This window comes from Nostoc sp. MS1 (assembly GCF_019976755.1).
Lineage (GTDB): Bacteria > Cyanobacteriota > Cyanobacteriia > Cyanobacteriales > Nostocaceae > Trichormus.
Genome location: NZ_AP023441.1, coordinates 3,336,829 through 3,352,024 on the forward strand (window position 1 = coordinate 3,336,829; position 15,196 = coordinate 3,352,024).

The 15,196-nt window shown below is 41.4% G+C and carries 15 protein-coding genes; 9 read left to right on the forward strand and 6 right to left on the reverse strand.

All coding sequences use genetic code 11. The features are described from left to right. Positions 1 to 37: 37 nt before the first annotated feature. Positions 38 to 2,110, reverse strand: a complete 2,073-nt coding sequence (locus tag NSMS1_RS14430; protein ID WP_224094545.1) for an AAA family ATPase — start codon at positions 2,108 to 2,110, stop codon at positions 38 to 40. Next, positions 2,107 to 2,280 (reverse strand): hypothetical protein, encoded by a 174-nt coding sequence (locus NSMS1_RS14435; protein ID WP_224094547.1) that lies wholly within the window; start codon positions 2,278 to 2,280, stop codon positions 2,107 to 2,109. Before NSMS1_RS14435 ends, NSMS1_RS14430 begins: the two co-directional genes overlap by 4 nt. A gap of 399 nt (positions 2,281 to 2,679) precedes the next feature. Between NSMS1_RS14435 and prfB the strand changes: the two genes are divergently transcribed. The 4 genes from prfB to NSMS1_RS14455 all read left to right on the forward strand — a co-directional run bounded on the left by prfB (position 2,680) and on the right by NSMS1_RS14455 (position 5,281). Continuing rightward, positions 2,680 to 3,802 (forward strand): peptide chain release factor 2 gene (gene prfB, locus NSMS1_RS14440; RefSeq protein ID WP_224094563.1). Its coding sequence is split into 2 segments (ribosomal slippage): positions 2,680 to 2,751 and positions 2,753 to 3,802, totalling 1,122 coding nucleotides; the frame shifts between segments, so codons are not numbered across the junction. Positions 3,803 to 3,968: 166 nt separating this feature from the next. Continuing rightward, the gene (locus NSMS1_RS14445) at positions 3,969 to 4,124 is read left to right on the forward strand and encodes a DUF3285 domain-containing protein (RefSeq protein WP_224094565.1); all 156 of its coding nucleotides are present in this window, start codon (positions 3,969 to 3,971) and stop codon (positions 4,122 to 4,124) included. 40 nt (positions 4,125 to 4,164) lie between these two features. Next, on the forward strand, positions 4,165 to 4,692 hold the full coding sequence (ybeY, locus tag NSMS1_RS14450) for an rRNA maturation RNase YbeY (protein WP_224094568.1): 528 nt from the start codon (positions 4,165 to 4,167) through the stop codon (positions 4,690 to 4,692). Positions 4,693 to 4,825: 133 nt separating this feature from the next. After that, positions 4,826 to 5,281, forward strand: coding sequence for a diacylglycerol kinase family protein (locus NSMS1_RS14455; protein WP_224094570.1), 456 nt, complete (start codon positions 4,826 to 4,828; stop codon positions 5,279 to 5,281). Between the two features lie 151 nt (positions 5,282 to 5,432). Here the strand turns inward: NSMS1_RS14455 and NSMS1_RS14460 are convergent, their stop codons facing one another. The 4 genes from NSMS1_RS14460 to NSMS1_RS14475 form a co-directional block, all read right to left on the reverse strand. Continuing rightward, positions 5,433 to 7,001, reverse strand: coding sequence for an alkaline phosphatase D family protein (locus NSMS1_RS14460; RefSeq protein WP_224094572.1), 1,569 nt, complete (start codon positions 6,999 to 7,001; stop codon positions 5,433 to 5,435). Positions 7,002 to 7,174: 173 nt separating this feature from the next. Continuing rightward, on the reverse strand, positions 7,175 to 7,852 hold the full coding sequence (locus NSMS1_RS14465; protein WP_224095233.1) for a DevA family ABC transporter ATP-binding protein: 678 nt from the start codon (positions 7,850 to 7,852) through the stop codon (positions 7,175 to 7,177). A gap of 57 nt (positions 7,853 to 7,909) precedes the next feature. Then, entirely contained in the window at positions 7,910 to 9,064 is a 1,155-nt protein-coding gene (gene devC, locus NSMS1_RS14470) for an ABC transporter permease DevC (RefSeq protein ID WP_224094581.1), read from the reverse strand. Between the two features lie 89 nt (positions 9,065 to 9,153). Further along, positions 9,154 to 10,344 (reverse strand): ABC exporter membrane fusion protein, encoded by a 1,191-nt coding sequence (locus NSMS1_RS14475; RefSeq protein WP_224094583.1) that lies wholly within the window; start codon positions 10,342 to 10,344, stop codon positions 9,154 to 9,156. A 128-nt stretch (positions 10,345 to 10,472) separates the two neighbouring features. Here NSMS1_RS14475 and NSMS1_RS14480 point away from each other — a divergent pair, with 128 nt between their 5' ends. From NSMS1_RS14480 to NSMS1_RS14500, 5 genes are all read left to right on the forward strand, one after another. Further along, positions 10,473 to 11,018: a PadR family transcriptional regulator gene (locus NSMS1_RS14480; RefSeq protein ID WP_224094585.1), complete on the forward strand. Its 546-nt coding sequence runs from the start codon at positions 10,473 to 10,475 to the stop codon at positions 11,016 to 11,018. 366 nt (positions 11,019 to 11,384) lie between these two features. Next, on the forward strand, positions 11,385 to 11,711 hold the full coding sequence (locus NSMS1_RS14485; RefSeq protein ID WP_224094587.1) for a hypothetical protein: 327 nt from the start codon (positions 11,385 to 11,387) through the stop codon (positions 11,709 to 11,711). Between the two features lie 293 nt (positions 11,712 to 12,004). Continuing rightward, positions 12,005 to 12,697, forward strand: a complete 693-nt coding sequence (locus NSMS1_RS14490; protein ID WP_224094589.1) for an SDR family NAD(P)-dependent oxidoreductase — start codon at positions 12,005 to 12,007, stop codon at positions 12,695 to 12,697. Positions 12,698 to 13,124: 427 nt separating this feature from the next. Then, positions 13,125 to 14,654, forward strand: coding sequence for a photosystem II chlorophyll-binding protein CP47 (gene psbB, locus NSMS1_RS14495; RefSeq protein ID WP_224094591.1), 1,530 nt, complete (start codon positions 13,125 to 13,127; stop codon positions 14,652 to 14,654). Positions 14,655 to 14,729: 75 nt separating this feature from the next. Continuing rightward, positions 14,730 to 14,834 carry a photosystem II reaction center protein T gene (locus NSMS1_RS14500; RefSeq protein WP_082727189.1) on the forward strand — a complete coding sequence of 35 codons (105 nt, stop codon included), beginning with the start codon at positions 14,730 to 14,732 and terminating at the stop codon, positions 14,832 to 14,834. Positions 14,835 to 15,196: the final 362 nt, after the last annotated feature.

A 15,196-nucleotide genomic window follows, 5' to 3' on the forward strand; every position in this document is an offset into this window, starting at 1 on the left:
CCCTTGATTTTTCGTTTTCATGCTTAAGTCTTAAAAATTACCAGTCTCGTTCAACGGCAATAATTTCTGTGTATTCAAACTCATTGGGACTTTGTTTGACCAGAGGATAGATTTCTCCGCCCAATTCAATATAATCTTGTTCACAATCTGGTTTAGATGAGTAATATGTCAGCACGTATTCCCTACCAATTCTATCTGCGATTTCTGCTTCTACCTCACCCCGCCATTGGGTTTTTGTCACTAATACTATCAACTGGTTTGCTAACTCAGGTAATGTTTGGGCAATTTTTCTACGGTAATTCTCATCTAAACTACCAAATGGTGAATCCATGACAATGGGGAAGGTACTACTGTCGGGTACGGTTAAGATTTTCCGTTTCTCACTCCAATCTCTTACCTTATCAATAATACTGGCAATAAAAGATAGGCTAAGGATTTGGTTTTCACCAGTAGAAGCAGCAACTGCTGCTTCCATCCCTGATGTATTTTCTACAAGCGTTAATTCGTATTTATCGCTGAGTTTTGGGACGTAGGGAGTAAAAGAAATGGAATTGAATATTTCTTGTAAACGCTTTTCCAATTGCAGACGAAACTGCTTTTCTTGGCGGTTTCTTACTTCTGTTAATCGTTCAATTGCATCTTGCGTAGCATTTATCCGTCTTTGTGCTAATAACTGTTTTTCTTCATTGAGTTTTTGTTTAGCAATTTGCTTAACTAAAGCATCGATATCAGTCTTCACATGAGCAATTTGTTGTTGATTTGCACCTTGTTCTCTATGCAATTCATCAATTTTACTTTCAATCTCATCCAACCGTTTCTGCAAACTGCTAATTTCTTCGTTAGTGTCTTTACGCAAGCGTTCTTGAATACTTTCTAACTCATGCTCAACTTGAGATATATTTTGACGTAACTGATTAATTCTCGCCTGTTCTCTGTCTACCTCCTCCCAAAATGCTACTGCTTGCTTATCAATTTCATCTACTTGGGCGCTCATGCGAATAGCAGTTTCTTCTACAGCCGAAGAACCAGCTTGATTTAACCAGAGGCTGACGTTTGTATGCGAATGATTTCCCTCATGTAATTCCGCACCACAAATACAACGTTGTGACTTAAGTAATTCATTAATAAATTCCCGCGAAATACCAGTTGTCAATTCACCCCGTTGTTTCAAATCCTGCATAATCTGCCGGAATTGGGTGGTACTATCTGATAGTAATACTGTGTAGCCCCGTGCGGAAATAATTTTCTTGAGTGCTTCTTTAGTTTGGCGTAGGCTTTCTTGATTCGCCGTCTTTTGATTTTCTAATTCTTGTCTCCTCTGTTGTAATTCTTTTGCCGCACTCAGTTCTTGTAAACGATTACCTGTCTCTTTTTTAAAAGTTTGTTGATACTCTAACTCTTGCTTAATTTCTGTTTGTCTACTATTAATACGTTCAATTTCTTGTTCTAGTTTCTCTTGTTCACGCAAAAGCTGTTTAATCTCAGAGTCACCAATAGCTTTTAATTCATTTTCTAAACTTTTTTTCGCTTCTCCCAAATGTCTAATCGAACGGTTAATAACTTCTACACCCAAGAAAATTTTCGTAGCTTCGGCAATTTCCGCTTTTTTATCAGAACGGACGATTTCTTCTATGCGTTCACCGTCGAAGAAAAAATATTGATGTAAGCTGACAGGTAAAATTTGCCCAATGATTTCTTCTGGTTGCTGGCTGGGATAATACCATCTACCATCATCCCCAGCTACCTGCATGAGTAATTCCGTCTTACCCACTGCAAAATCAGTTTTATTTTTATAGCCTTTACACTGGCGTTTAACGTTATAGCGTTTGCCTTCGTGTTCCCAGTTTATTTCTACCCAACATTCTACAGCTTGTCCTAGTGCAGCTTCTGCGATCGCTCTTTTATTCACCAATTGTTCTGTTGAGGCAAAAGCCGCACTAAACCTCTCATATAATACCCACGTAAAGGCATTGAGCAAACTGGTTTTACCTGAGCCATTATTGCCATGAATTATCGTGGTGTTAAGAACATCTCCCCCAGCAATAACTATCTCTGGCGTTCTCCCATAAAATGAGCGAAAATTACACAGCTTTATGGAAGTTAGCTTCATCGCACCGCTTCCTTCACAATTGTCAAAATATCATCATTGATTGGGCTATTACTTTTTTTATCTAGCCGATTTTTTTCTAAATGCCATACCCGCTCAATAATTTGCCGCACCTCTGGCGGAGCGTTAATAATTGGCTCTTGAACATCATCAATATTTTGCTCTTGAGACATCTTCATCTAGCAGTAGTTTATGCTTTATTTTAGCCGCATCTATTGTTAATTCTACATCTGTAAAGCCACGATCACGTTAATCTTTAAATTCTGCAAGTTGTGCTGATAAAAGTTTAAATATTTTTCACATAATTGAATAAGAAGTTTTTTAATTTTGATACTTTTGAGAAGACTCTATTCAATGATAGAAAAAATTTCGCCATAGATGATCGAAACGCTGTGGGTAGCTTGCTTGATAGATGCAGCCCAGGAAAGCTTTGCCGTATCGAAATTACGAATTACGAATTAGTATGACCCCCAGCCTCAACAAATAACCTATGTGCATCAGCCCCAATTCTGACGTAAAATCAAAAAGTCGAATACAATATCAACCAAAGCGCTGTCTTATAAGCGAGCTTTATGGAAGTTTTAGAACTCAAACGCGAAATCGAAACGTTGTCTAGCCGCCTGGGTAAAACCCAGGACTATCTTTGACGTACCTGCACTCAAAGCCAAAATTCAAGACCTAGAACAAATAGCAGCACAGCCGGAATTTTGGGACGACCAAAACCAAGCGCAAAAAACGCTGCAAGAACTCAACGACCTCAAAGCCCACTTAGATAGATATTATCAGTGGCACGCTAATCTAGATGATACTAGGGCAGTGGTTGAGTTATTGGAATTGGAAACCGACGAAGCACTGTTGCAAGAAGCGGAATCAACAATTACTAGGCTCAATCGTGACCTTGACCAGTGGGAACTGCAACAGTTATTATCTGGCCCCTACGATGCAGAAGGGGCAGTATTAACAATTAACGCTGGTGCGGGTGGTACAGATGCTCAAGATTGGGCATTTATGCTGCTGAGGATGTATACTCGCTGGGCGGAAGCACAAGGTTATAAGGTAGCTTTAGCCGAGGAGTCAGAGGGTGACGAAGCGGGGATTAAATCAGCCACCTTGGAAATTACTGGTCGTTATGCCTACGGTTATTTGCGCTCAGAAACAGGCACTCATCGCTTAGTAAGAATTTCCCCGTTTAACGCCAATGGTAAGCGCCAAACCAGTTTCGCAGGGGTGGAAGTTATGCCACAGTTGGATAACACGGTGCAACTAGATATCCCCGAAAAGGACTTGGAAATCACCACAACTCGGTCTGGCGGTAAAGGTGGGCAGAACGTTAATAAAGTAGAAACAGCCGTGCGAGTGGTTCACCTGCCAACAGGTATTGCTGTGCGCTGTACAGAAGAACGTTCCCAACTACAAAACAAAGAAAAAGCCCTCGCCCGTCTTAAAGCTAAGTTGTTAGTTATTGCCCAAGAACAGAAAGCCCAAGAAATCGCCCAAATTCGCGGTGATATGGTAGAAGCTTCCTGGGGGAATCAAATCCGCAACTATGTATTCCACCCTTACCAGATGGTAAAGGATTTACGTACCAACGCAGAAACAACTGCGATCGCCGACATCATGAACGGCGAAATCGATATGTTCATCCAAGCCTATCTACGGCAGGAGAATCAGATAGTGGAGGGGGAGGGTAGTTAGTTGACAATTGACAATTGACAATTGACAGTTGACAGTTGATGGTGGGCAGAGTTTGAAAGCTTCTTCCTTTTCCCCACTCCCCACTCCCTACTCTCCACTCCCTACTCCCTACTCTCCCTGCTTACCTGTTAAATTTATATATAAAAGGATTTGAAATTTAATTGTTATGAGTAATTCGCCTTCAACAGAATCTCAACCTAGCTACGTCAAGCTGGCTATGCGGAATATGGTGCGTAAGGGTGGGACTTCTGTTAAACATTTCGTCTTGACTACAGTGGGGCTTTTAGCTGTCCTGGTGGGACTTGCTTATTTAACTCGCTAATCATAAGCCAAAATCTTTTAGTGCTGAGGAGAGTGGGTGTTTGGTGCAAGTTGAACTAGATGTACAAGATAATTTCTTTGAGTCTTTCCCGGAAGTAGCTCAAGCTTCTGGATATGTGGATACAATTACTCCTACAACCTGGGAAGACTGGTTTGGTCGTTGGTTAGAAATTCTTGAGTCTGATCTTCCGCCTGCACCAAGCTATGAAATTTGCTTGCGGTTAACTGATGATACCGAAATGCAGGCAATTAATGCCCAATACCGTCAGCAAGACAAACCTACAGATGTTTTAGCATTCGCCGCTTTAGAAGTAGATTTGCCCCAAAATCCGGAATTGACCGCAGAGCCATTGTATCTAGGTGATATTGTGGTTTCTATCAATACGGCACAACGCCAAGCTAATCAACAGGAGCATACTTTGTCAACTGAGTTAGCTTGGTTAACTGCTCACGGGTTGTTACATCTGTTGGGCTGGGATCATCCCGATGAAGAAAGTTTAATTGCCATGTTAAAACAACAAATGATATTGCTAGAGGCTATTGGTATTCATATCAACATTAATCCTTAAGAATTTACTTATTATTTAAGTATTTATTCCTAACCATGTTTTTATAATACTTGAGGAGAAAATTGCCTAAAAGCACATAGCAGATTAAAATCGGCGAAGATTTATCACTAACCTAAATTTTATTTTTAAGCCTATGCCTCAACAAGTTACCCAGTCACCAACGCCAAACAGCTTACCATCACTAGTAATGAAAGAACGGGAACTTTCTTGGCAAGTTGCCACTAACTTATTGATTAGCTTTAAATATGCTTGGGCGGGAATCGTCTATAGTTTTCAAACTCAGCGTAATTTTCGCATTCATGTTAGTGTTTGTGCATTGGCGATCGCATTAAGTATTTTCTTACATTTACAACCCGTAGAGATATCGGTTATTGGTATCACTAGCGGTTTAGTCTTGGTGATGGAGTTGTTGAATACTGCGATCGAGTCTCTTGTAGACTTGACTGTAAAACAGACTTACCATGAATTAGCAAAAATCGCTAAGGACTGTGCAGCCGGTGCGGTACTAGTTTCGGCTATGGTAGCAGTGCTGGTTGCAGCAGCTCTATTACTCCCACCTCTGGTAGTTTTAATTAGGTCGGCTTTGTAGAGAAAGGGGAAGTGAACGTAATATGGCTTCTTTACTGGCAAGTAAGTGCCTTAGTTGAAAGCTTCACCTCAAGAATTTTATCATGGTTGGGAATATTTATAAATTAGGAGAGGGAGTTAGCGATCGCTAAATCTCTCTCCTAAAACTTATATCAGGCTTCTTTTGCCCCTGGCTGCCCATTTTCTACCACAAACGAGGCCAGAGTATTAATAGAAGCATTCTGATCAATTATGCTGGAAACTGCACGGTAATCACTTTGCCAACGTTCTCTTGTTAATTGACAACGGACATAACCCCGGTAAGCACCATCAAAGAATTTAGTATGAGGATTATCTATGAGTGCATTTTGTACGGGAATAATAAAACTATTGGGAAAGTCTGAAGTAATGGAAGTACCGACAAACTCAGTTCCAACTGTTGCAGAAAGCGGGTTATTGAAGTCAGTTTTTAAGTCATGTACCCAACTGGAATGAATATCTCCACTAATTACCACTGGGTTTGAGGGTTTACGCTGTTCTAAAAAGTTTAACAGTCTTCTACGAGCAGCTACATAACCATCCCATTGATCAACATTAAATAGTTGTATACCTGGACGAGGATCAAAATCAAATTGAGCCAACATGGTTTGTTGGGCAATTACATTCCAACGTGCTGGTGATTTATCTAGACCCCTAAATAACCAACTTTCTTGTCTTGCACCTGTCATAGTCGCTTTTGGGTCTAAAGCTGCATCACAAAGCGGCTTGAGTCCATCTCCACAAGGTTGGTCAGTACGGTATTGGCGAGTATCGAGAATATGGAACTCAACTAAATTCCCAAATGTTAATCGCCGATATAGCAGCATACTGGCTTGCTTAGGTAGAGAAGATAGGCGTAACGGCATATGCTCATAATACGCTTGGTACGCATTGGCGCGTCTGCGCTCAAATGCCTGCCGACTCTGGTTATCTTCTGGGATGAAGTTGGCATAATTGTTATCAACCTCATGGTCATCCCAAGTTACTGCCCAAGGGAAGTTAGCATGAACTGCTCGTAAATTCGCATCTGTTCTGTACAAAGCATAACGGTTGCGGTAGTCAGCTAGGGTGATGATTTCCGGTCCGATATGTTGACGCGGCGCATTAGGTTCAGGCGCATACTCATAAATGTAGTCACCTAAATGTACAACTAGGTCTAGGTCTTCCTCCGCCATGTGTTTATAGGCTGTGTAAAAGCCATTCTGCCAATCTTGGCAAGAGGCAAAGGCAAAATTAAATTTCTGAATAGAACTAAAAGGCGCGGCGGCTGTCCGTGTGCGTCCTACAGGGCTAACTTCATTGCCTACCTTAAATTGATACCAATACCAACGATCAGCCTCTAACCCGCGCACATCAACGTGTACCGAGTGACCTAGTTCTGGTGTGGCTAATACTGTTCCTTGCTGTACAACTTGCGTCAAGTTTTCGTCATGGGCAATTTTCCACTGTACAGGAACATTCACTGGTGGCATACCACCGCCATTGAGAGGTTCTGGTGCGAGTCTTGTCCATAACACCACACTATCCGGTAAAGGATCTCCAGACGCAACACCCAGACTAAACGGGTAGCCAGAAAAGCTTGTTTGTGCCTTCACAGGATGCCATTGACTAGCTACGGCTAACCCTGTAAAGAATCCTGCACCCAGTAAAAAATTCCGTCGATTAAATTGGGTTGCGAGGAAGTTGTTATTGATAAATTCCATATTCACCCCTACGAAAATTTCCCGATGTTGGCAAACTGCTTGAGTTTGTCCAATTAAGTAAGAGAAACTTATCAATGGATTATCAAGGGGGGTTTAAGAAGATGTTAAGTCATTGGTAATTGGTAATTGGTCATAACACTATGGACTGTTGACTATGGACTATGGACTATTGACTATTGACTAACTAAATACCCATCTTCCATGTGAATAATGCGATCGGCTATGTCTAAAATGCGGTTATCATGAGTTACTAGCAGGATTGTACAACCTTGTTCTTTTGCTAATTGCTGCATTAAATTAACTACATCACGCCCTGATTTACTGTCTAAAGCGGCAGTTGGTTCATCTGCTAATACTAGTTTAGGATGATGTACTAAAGCACGAGCGATCGCAACTCTTTGTTTTTGTCCACCAGAGAGGTCATCGGGATAATAATTTAGTCTTTCTCCTAAGCCTACAGTCGATAGCATTGCCGCAGCTTTGGTTGCTGCTGTCTTAACAGGAACTTTACCAGTCATTTCAAAAGGCATCTGCACATTTTGTTGGGCTGTCAGAAACCCTAGAAGGTTATGCGCTTGAAATATATAACCAATATTACGGCGCACTTCTACCATTTCATTTTTGTTAGCGCCAGATAGTTCTTTACCTAATATTTTTAAGCTACCAGATTGTACAGACCGCAAACTCCCAATTAATGTTAGTAAGGTAGTTTTTCCTGAACCAGAAGGGCCTGTCATGATGACAATTTCTCCTGGTTGTATTTCTAAATTAATATCAAAAAGAATCTGCTTTTTGAGTGAACCTTCACCATAATAGTGATTGAGATGAGAGATAGTTATGGCAGGCAACATAATAATTTGTAATGGGCTAACGCCCCGCTCCGCTAACATAATTGACTACATAAAGATTTAGAAAATTTCAGCAGGGTCGGCAGATTGTAGTTTTCTAATGGCTAGAGATGCAGAGATTGAACACATCAAATTTGTGAGCATAAAGATAAATACTGCCCGATCTAATGTCATCATGATGGGGAGGAGTGTTGCTTGACGGGTAATCATGTACAAGCCTTGGGAAATGGCAATGCCGGGAATAAAGCCAATTGCAGCTAAAATCAATGCTTCTTGAAAAACAATTATGAGTAGATAACGGTTTTTGAAACCTATAGCTTTTAATGTGGCGTATTCTGGCAGGTGATCAGAAACATCACTATAGAGAATTTGATACACAATGACTGCACCCACCATGAAACCAATAATTACACCCAATGTAAATGTAAAACCTACAGGTGTGCTTGTATTCCAATAGCTTTTTTCTTGGTCGGCAAATTGTTGTTTTGTTAATACTGTGACATCATCAGGAAGATTAGCTTTTAAATTAGCTATTACCCAATCTATATTTGCTCCTGTTTCTAACTTAATTAATCCTATATCAATTAACCCTGGTTGCCGTCTTTGATTAAAGAGACGGAAGAAGTTTACATCACTAGTAATTAGGTTGCCATTGATGCCGAAAGAGGTTCCTAGCTTGAATAAACCAACAGTTTTGATTTGACGATTATTAACTTCTGTGGTGAAGGAACCAGTAGTTTTAAATCGAGACACAATCTGACCAAATTCTTTCCGCGAACCTTGATCAAATAAGACAGTATCAGGTTCTCTTAATTTAGGTAAATTTTCTTGTACACCTGCTAAATTCAAGACTTTTTCTTCGGGATTGAAACCAATGACATAAATATTCCAAGTCTCTTGGTTATCAGGGTTTTTCCAAGCCAGGGGGTCAACATAGATAGGACTAACTGATTGCACACCAGTAAACCCCATTGCTTGGTAAAGTCTGCGTTGTGAGAAACGCTCCTGCGAAAATAGAGATTTGTAGCGGCTATTCACCAGCACAATCTCGCCTTCTAAGCTGTTGTGTAGTTGCACAGCACCATCAAACAAAGCTTCCCGAATACCAAGTTGTAAAAACATTAGCACATCTGCAAAAGCAATCCCAGCGATCGCCACTAGCATCCGTGCCTTTTCCCGCGATAATTGCAACCATGCTATATTTTTCATTGTCATTAGTCATTGGTCATTGGTCATTGGTCATTAGTCCATAGTCAACAGTCAACAGTCTTTTCCTCTAACCTCCTGCCTCCTACCTCCTGCCTTCAATTCAATGCGATCGCAACTTTGACTTTGGAGTTAGTTAAGCCTGTGACTCGCTTGCTTGATTTGGGGTTGAGGCGGATTTTGACTTCTACTACTCGCGCATCAATGTCGGCGGCTGGGTCGGTGTTGAGTACGTCTTTTTTGGCGATGAGTAAGCCGATTTGTTCAACGGTTCCAGTTAATTCTCCGGGTAGGTTAAGTTGGGTGATTGTTGCACGTTGTCCGACTTTGACGCGATTGATATCCAATTCATACACTTCGGCTACAGCATACATTTGATTCGTCTGTCCGATTTCGACAATACCTTTGTCGCTGACTACTTCCCCAGCTAAGGTATGAGTTTTCAGGATTTGACCAGCTTTAGGCGACCTGACATAAGCCAACTCTAAATTCGCTTGAGCTTCTTGGACTGCGGCTTTAGCACTATCTATTTGTGCTTGTGCAGCTTGCACATCGGTAGGACGCACTTCGGCAATTTGGTTTAAGGTGGCTTTTGCTTGTCTGAGTCTTTCTTGTAGGGTTTCTGATGTTTGGCTGCGGTTGGCTAAGGCTTCTCGTAAACTGGCTTCGGCGGTTTCTAGTGTCAGCTTTTTACTATCTCTCATAGAGGCGGAAACTGCACCAGCTTCTTGCAGAGATTGATAACGTTGATATTCAATTTGTGCATTTCTCACTTCTGCTTCTAAGCGCTTCACCGTCGCCACTCTGGCTGCAACTTCTTGGCGTAATTCTGCTTCTAGTTCCGCAATTAAGGCTTGTTGCGCAGCAATTTCTCCCTGTTTTGCTCCTGCTTTTACCTGCGCTAATTGCGACTGTGCTACTACAACTTGTTGTTTTGCTCTGTTTAACGCTGCAAGGCGAGTATCGTGATTATCTAAGATACCAATGATTTGTCCTTTGGTGATGCGATCGCCTTGTTTGACTAAAAGTTCGACTACGCGGTTACTCCCAGCAGTCTGCGAAACTGATACCTGTACAACTTCACCTTGCGGTTCTATCCTCCCTAAAGCCGTAACAGCTTTGATTACAGGACGATGATCAACCACAACTGGGGTAATTTCTTTCCCTGGTCGCACTAGCAAATATAACGAACCAGCCACACTTGCCAAGCCTACGGCAACTATACCAACGATAAGCGATCTATTCGGATACTTGAGATTCCTGAACTGGTCTGGATGAAGGTTTTGCATGAGTTACCGCCTGGGTGTTGGCAGCTAAATTTACTGTATACAACATTTTATTATCAAAAAGTTTTACTCAATTTGTTGTGTACAAACTCTAGTGTACACTTAAGAAAATATCTGTCAAGTAGTTCCTTATGGGTTTATCGCAAGCAATCCTGACCTGTTTAATTGATGCTCCCCACAGTGGTTATGATTTGTCTAAAGTCTTCAGCGAATCAGTAGGATACTTTTGGCAAGCTTCTCAGCAACAAATTTACAGAGAACTGGGTAAACTTGAGTCTGCGGGTTTGATTGTGTCCGAAGTTATTCCCCGTGAAGGTCGCTTAGATAAAAAAGTGTACTCAATCACAGAACAAGGAAAGCAACACCTAATCGAGTGGATGCACAAACCCAGTGAACCAGACACCATTAGAGAAGATTTATTAGTCAAAATTTTTTCTGGCGGTATAGTACCAGTAAGCGTGCTGATAGAAGATGTTGCACGTTACCGCAGAATCCATTTAGATAAATTACTTACCTATCGAGAAATAGAAAAAGAAAACTGTCCTTATCCAAGGGAACTAAATAAGGAAGAAAAACTGAGGAGTTTAGTTTTAAAGGCGGGAATTAACTATGAGCAAGCTTGGATAAATTGGTGCGATGAAGCACTAGAAATATTAAAAACTATATCACCAAACTGAAGATGACTATGATTAATAAGTATTTCTTTTAGGCTGCAATAGGAGACCTACTTAGGCTCTTTAGAGCTTAGTGTAACCATTCATGTAAAGTTTTGTATCAGTATCCAATATTTCTGGATCTCTGTATAAAAGCTAATAAGTAACTAAGTATTAAGTATTGCCAGATTAATTAGGAAAATTGAACGCTGTTAAATTGTAATAATTCAACATTTTTAATCTATAGCTGTGATATTTAGTAAATAATCAACAATTTTTATTGACTCATCATTTAATTTATTGAGTAAAATTGTTATAAATTGTGGTTTATCAGGGTTTATATTTCGTAGATATCAAACAAATAAAACTTGCCATAGAGGGACTCAAACCGTGAAATATTTCTTTCTTACTGAAGGATGGACTATTGGTAGAGTATGGGGATCTGAAGGATTATGGCAGATAACAGCATGGCGTAGGCAACCTGACATTCAACGTCTCAATATTTCTCTAGTAGAAAACAACGAATTAATGTGGCTTTATCGCATTGAAGATGCCGTTATTACTGTAGAAGTTAAACCAACCACATCAGCTATAGTTAGCCAAGCTATCGGTCAAGTAGTGCTAAAACGCCTCATGACAGCAGAACAAGTAATTGAACGTTTAGAGACAGCAGAAGCTAAGTGTCAGTTGCAAAACATTCAATCAGTCCTACTTTAGCTCAAACATAGTTTGAAGCAGAAAATCTAGCAATAAGTAGAAAGTAGATATAACATCATTTTCAGGCGGCTTTAAAATCTCCGTCTGAAATTTGTTTAGTTTTAAAATAGTTAATGTTTATTAAGCTTCAATGTAGGCAAAACCATAGAATTAGCCACTCTCAAATCGGATGTTGCTGTAATAGTCAATATTCAAGAGGAGAAACCTGAAAGAGAGGCTAAAAACTTGAATTGAATGTCATTTGTGGCTCCTGCAAGATAAACTGCATGAGTAACTGTAGCGAATTTGATTCAATGTTTAACACCCTTGTTGTTGCAGGTGCTAGTCGTGGAATTGGTCTTGCGGTTGCCTCACACTTTGCACCCAAGTCCCACCGATTACTGGCTGTATCTCGTACATTAGCACCTGTTGGGGAGTGGGTAAGCGCTGATTTATCTTCCCTGTCTGGTATGGAAACAACTGCAAAAGCAGTCGGTAGCGATGTGCTAGATGCCTTGTTGTATATGGGTGGGACATGGGAAACAAACGCCTTCACCCCTGATTACAACTTTGAGCATTGTTCAGATGAAGATATTACAAGAGTTATCGAAGTTAACTTAGTTGCCCCAATTCGTTTGGTTAAAGCCCTTTTACCTGCACTGCGGCGCTCGGCAAATCCAAAAATTATCTTCATGGGAGCCTTGTCTGGACGCGATAACTTTCCTGCTAGAGAAGTGGCAAACTCAGCATCTAAGTTTGGGTTACGTGGTGTAGTTCATGCGCTAAGAGAGGAACTAAGATCACAACAAATTAGCGTAACTGTAATTAATCCTGGCAACGTGGGAACGCCAGAAGTCCTTGAAGATTTTGGAAAAAAAGCGCTTTTAGGTGGTAAAGCCATTCCTCTCAACGACTTACTCAGTATAATCGACTGCATACTGTCTTTGTCTAGAGAAACCTGCCTCAAAGAAATCGATGTGGCTGCAATGCTTGGTACTGGTGCTTAACTCAGCATTGGCAGTGGGCAGTAAGATTAGCAACGGCCAGAAGTATAGAAACAATACTTTTACTCTAATTGTAAAGATTTATAAAGTTACACAGAATAACTTCTAACCCCGAATTATGGGAAGATGAACCTTACAGGCGAGGCAATCACATTGATTGAACCGCTTGCAAACAGTTCCATCAATAGTTACACTTTTTAAAACATTCTCATTTTTACTTGGCGATCGCTACCCTCTAGGGACACAATCCCAAGCGGTTGAGCTTGCCAAATAACCCACTGTTCTGGATTAATAAATTTAGACGTGGTAAAGGATCAGACTCTGGCAATAAATAAAATTTCAGAGAAGTCCGAGGTGAGGCTTCCAACCTTGGAACCTTAAGTAAGAAAATTGTTTTGTAAACATAACTCATCGAGGAGGAGCGTAGTCGATGGGACTACCCTGGTACCGAGTACATACAGTTGTTCTGAATGACCCAGGACGGCTGATTTCTGTACACTTGATGCACACAGCCCTGGTGGCAGGCTGGGCTGGTTCGATGGCACTATACGAACTAGCTATTTATGACCCTAGTGACCCAGTTCTCAACCCGATGTGGCGGCAAGGCATGTTCGTGCTACCCTTCATGGCACGACTAGGCGTTACCCAATCTTGGGGCGGTTGGAGCGTGACTGGTGGCCCTGCAACTGACCCTGGTTTCTGGTCATTTGAAGGCGTTGCTGCTGCTCACATCGTACTTTCTGGTCTATTGTTCCTAGCTGCCGTATGGCACTGGGTTTACTGGGATTTGGAACTCTTTAGAGATCCTCGTACTGGTGAACCTGCTCTCGACTTGCCAAAAATGTTTGGCATTCACCTGTTCTTATCTGGTCTACTTTGTTTCGGTTTTGGTGCTTTCCACCTCACAGGCTTATTTGGCCCGGGAATGTGGATTTCTGACCCCTATGGGGTAACTGGTAGCGTCCAGCCAGTAGCACCAGAATGGGGGCCAGACGGATTTAACCCATTCAACCCAGGCGGTGTAGTAGCTCACCACATTGCTGCGGGTATCGTCGGTATTATCGCTGGTTTATTCCACCTCACAGTTAGACCACCCGAAAGGCTCTACAAAGCCCTGCGGATGGGTAACATTGAAACCGTACTTTCCAGTAGTATTGCGGCAGTATTCTTTGCAGCTTTCGTAGTCGCCGGAACCATGTGGTACGGTAACGCTACCACCCCAATTGAGTTGTTCGGCCCCACCCGTTACCAATGGGATCAAGGTTACTTCCATCAAGAAATTGAGCGCCGCGTGCAGAACAGCGTAGCTCAAGGTGCAAGCCTTTCTGAAGCTTGGTCACAAATTCCTGAAAAACTAGCATTCTACGATTACGTAGGTAACAGTCCCGCTAAAGGTGGTTTGTTCCGTACCGGGCCAATGGTTAAGGGTGATGGTATTGCCCAATCTTGGCAAGGTCATGCTGTGTTCAAGGATTCTGAAGGACGCGAACTAACTGTACGTCGTCTGCCTAACTTCTTTGAAACCTTCCCAGTAATCTTGACCGATGCTGATGGTGTTGTCCGCGCTGACATCCCCTTCCGTCGGGCAGAATCTAAGTATAGCTTTGAGCAAACTGGTGTAACAGTTAGTTTCTACGGTGGCGATTTGAATGGTAAAACCTTTACCGACCCCGCCGATGTGAAGAAATATGCCCGTAAAGCTCAAGGCGGCGAAATCTTTGAATTTGACCGTGAAACTTTAAACTCTGACGGTGTATTCCGTACATCTCCCAGAGGTTGGTTTACGTTCGGTCATGCTGTATTCGCTCTATTATTCTTCTTTGGTCATCTTTGGCACGGCGCTAGGACAATCTACCGAGATGTATTCGCTGGTGTGGATGCGGATCTAGAAGAACAAGTAGAGTGGGGTTTATTCCAGAAAGTGGGTGACAAGTCAACCCGCGTTCGGAACGAAGCTTAATCTAGGTGCTGAGTTAAAGGATTAACTCAGCACTCATAACTTTAATTACTCGCTGGATAGGCAGGAGTTTTTAATATGGAAAGCGTTGCGTACATTTTAATTTTGACCCTAGCAATAGGCGTTCTCTTTTTTGCGATCGCATTCCGCGAACCACCCCGCATCGAGAGAAAAGAGAAGTAAGGTAGTTAATACTACTCTTCCTAATTTCAATAAAAGCTTATATCCGTTGTTTTTCTAGGAAAACAACGGATATTGTTTGTTTTGGCTTAAACAACAAGAAAGTCTAAATTTTTTTGTTTATTCTCTGAAATTCAGAACAAAGAATTTATAATTACAAGTTATATGGGTTTATGCTCCCTACCAAAAAACTTGCTAACAAAATTTTCACAGATAGATTGTGATACAATTATCTATCTGGAAGTTAATATGTGTGAATACTAGCTTTTCTGCGCTAGGATAAGACAAAGATATAAGTGTACACTACCCATTCAGGCAGTTGCATACACATGGCTAATATGGCATAACCACTACGGAGACTCGAA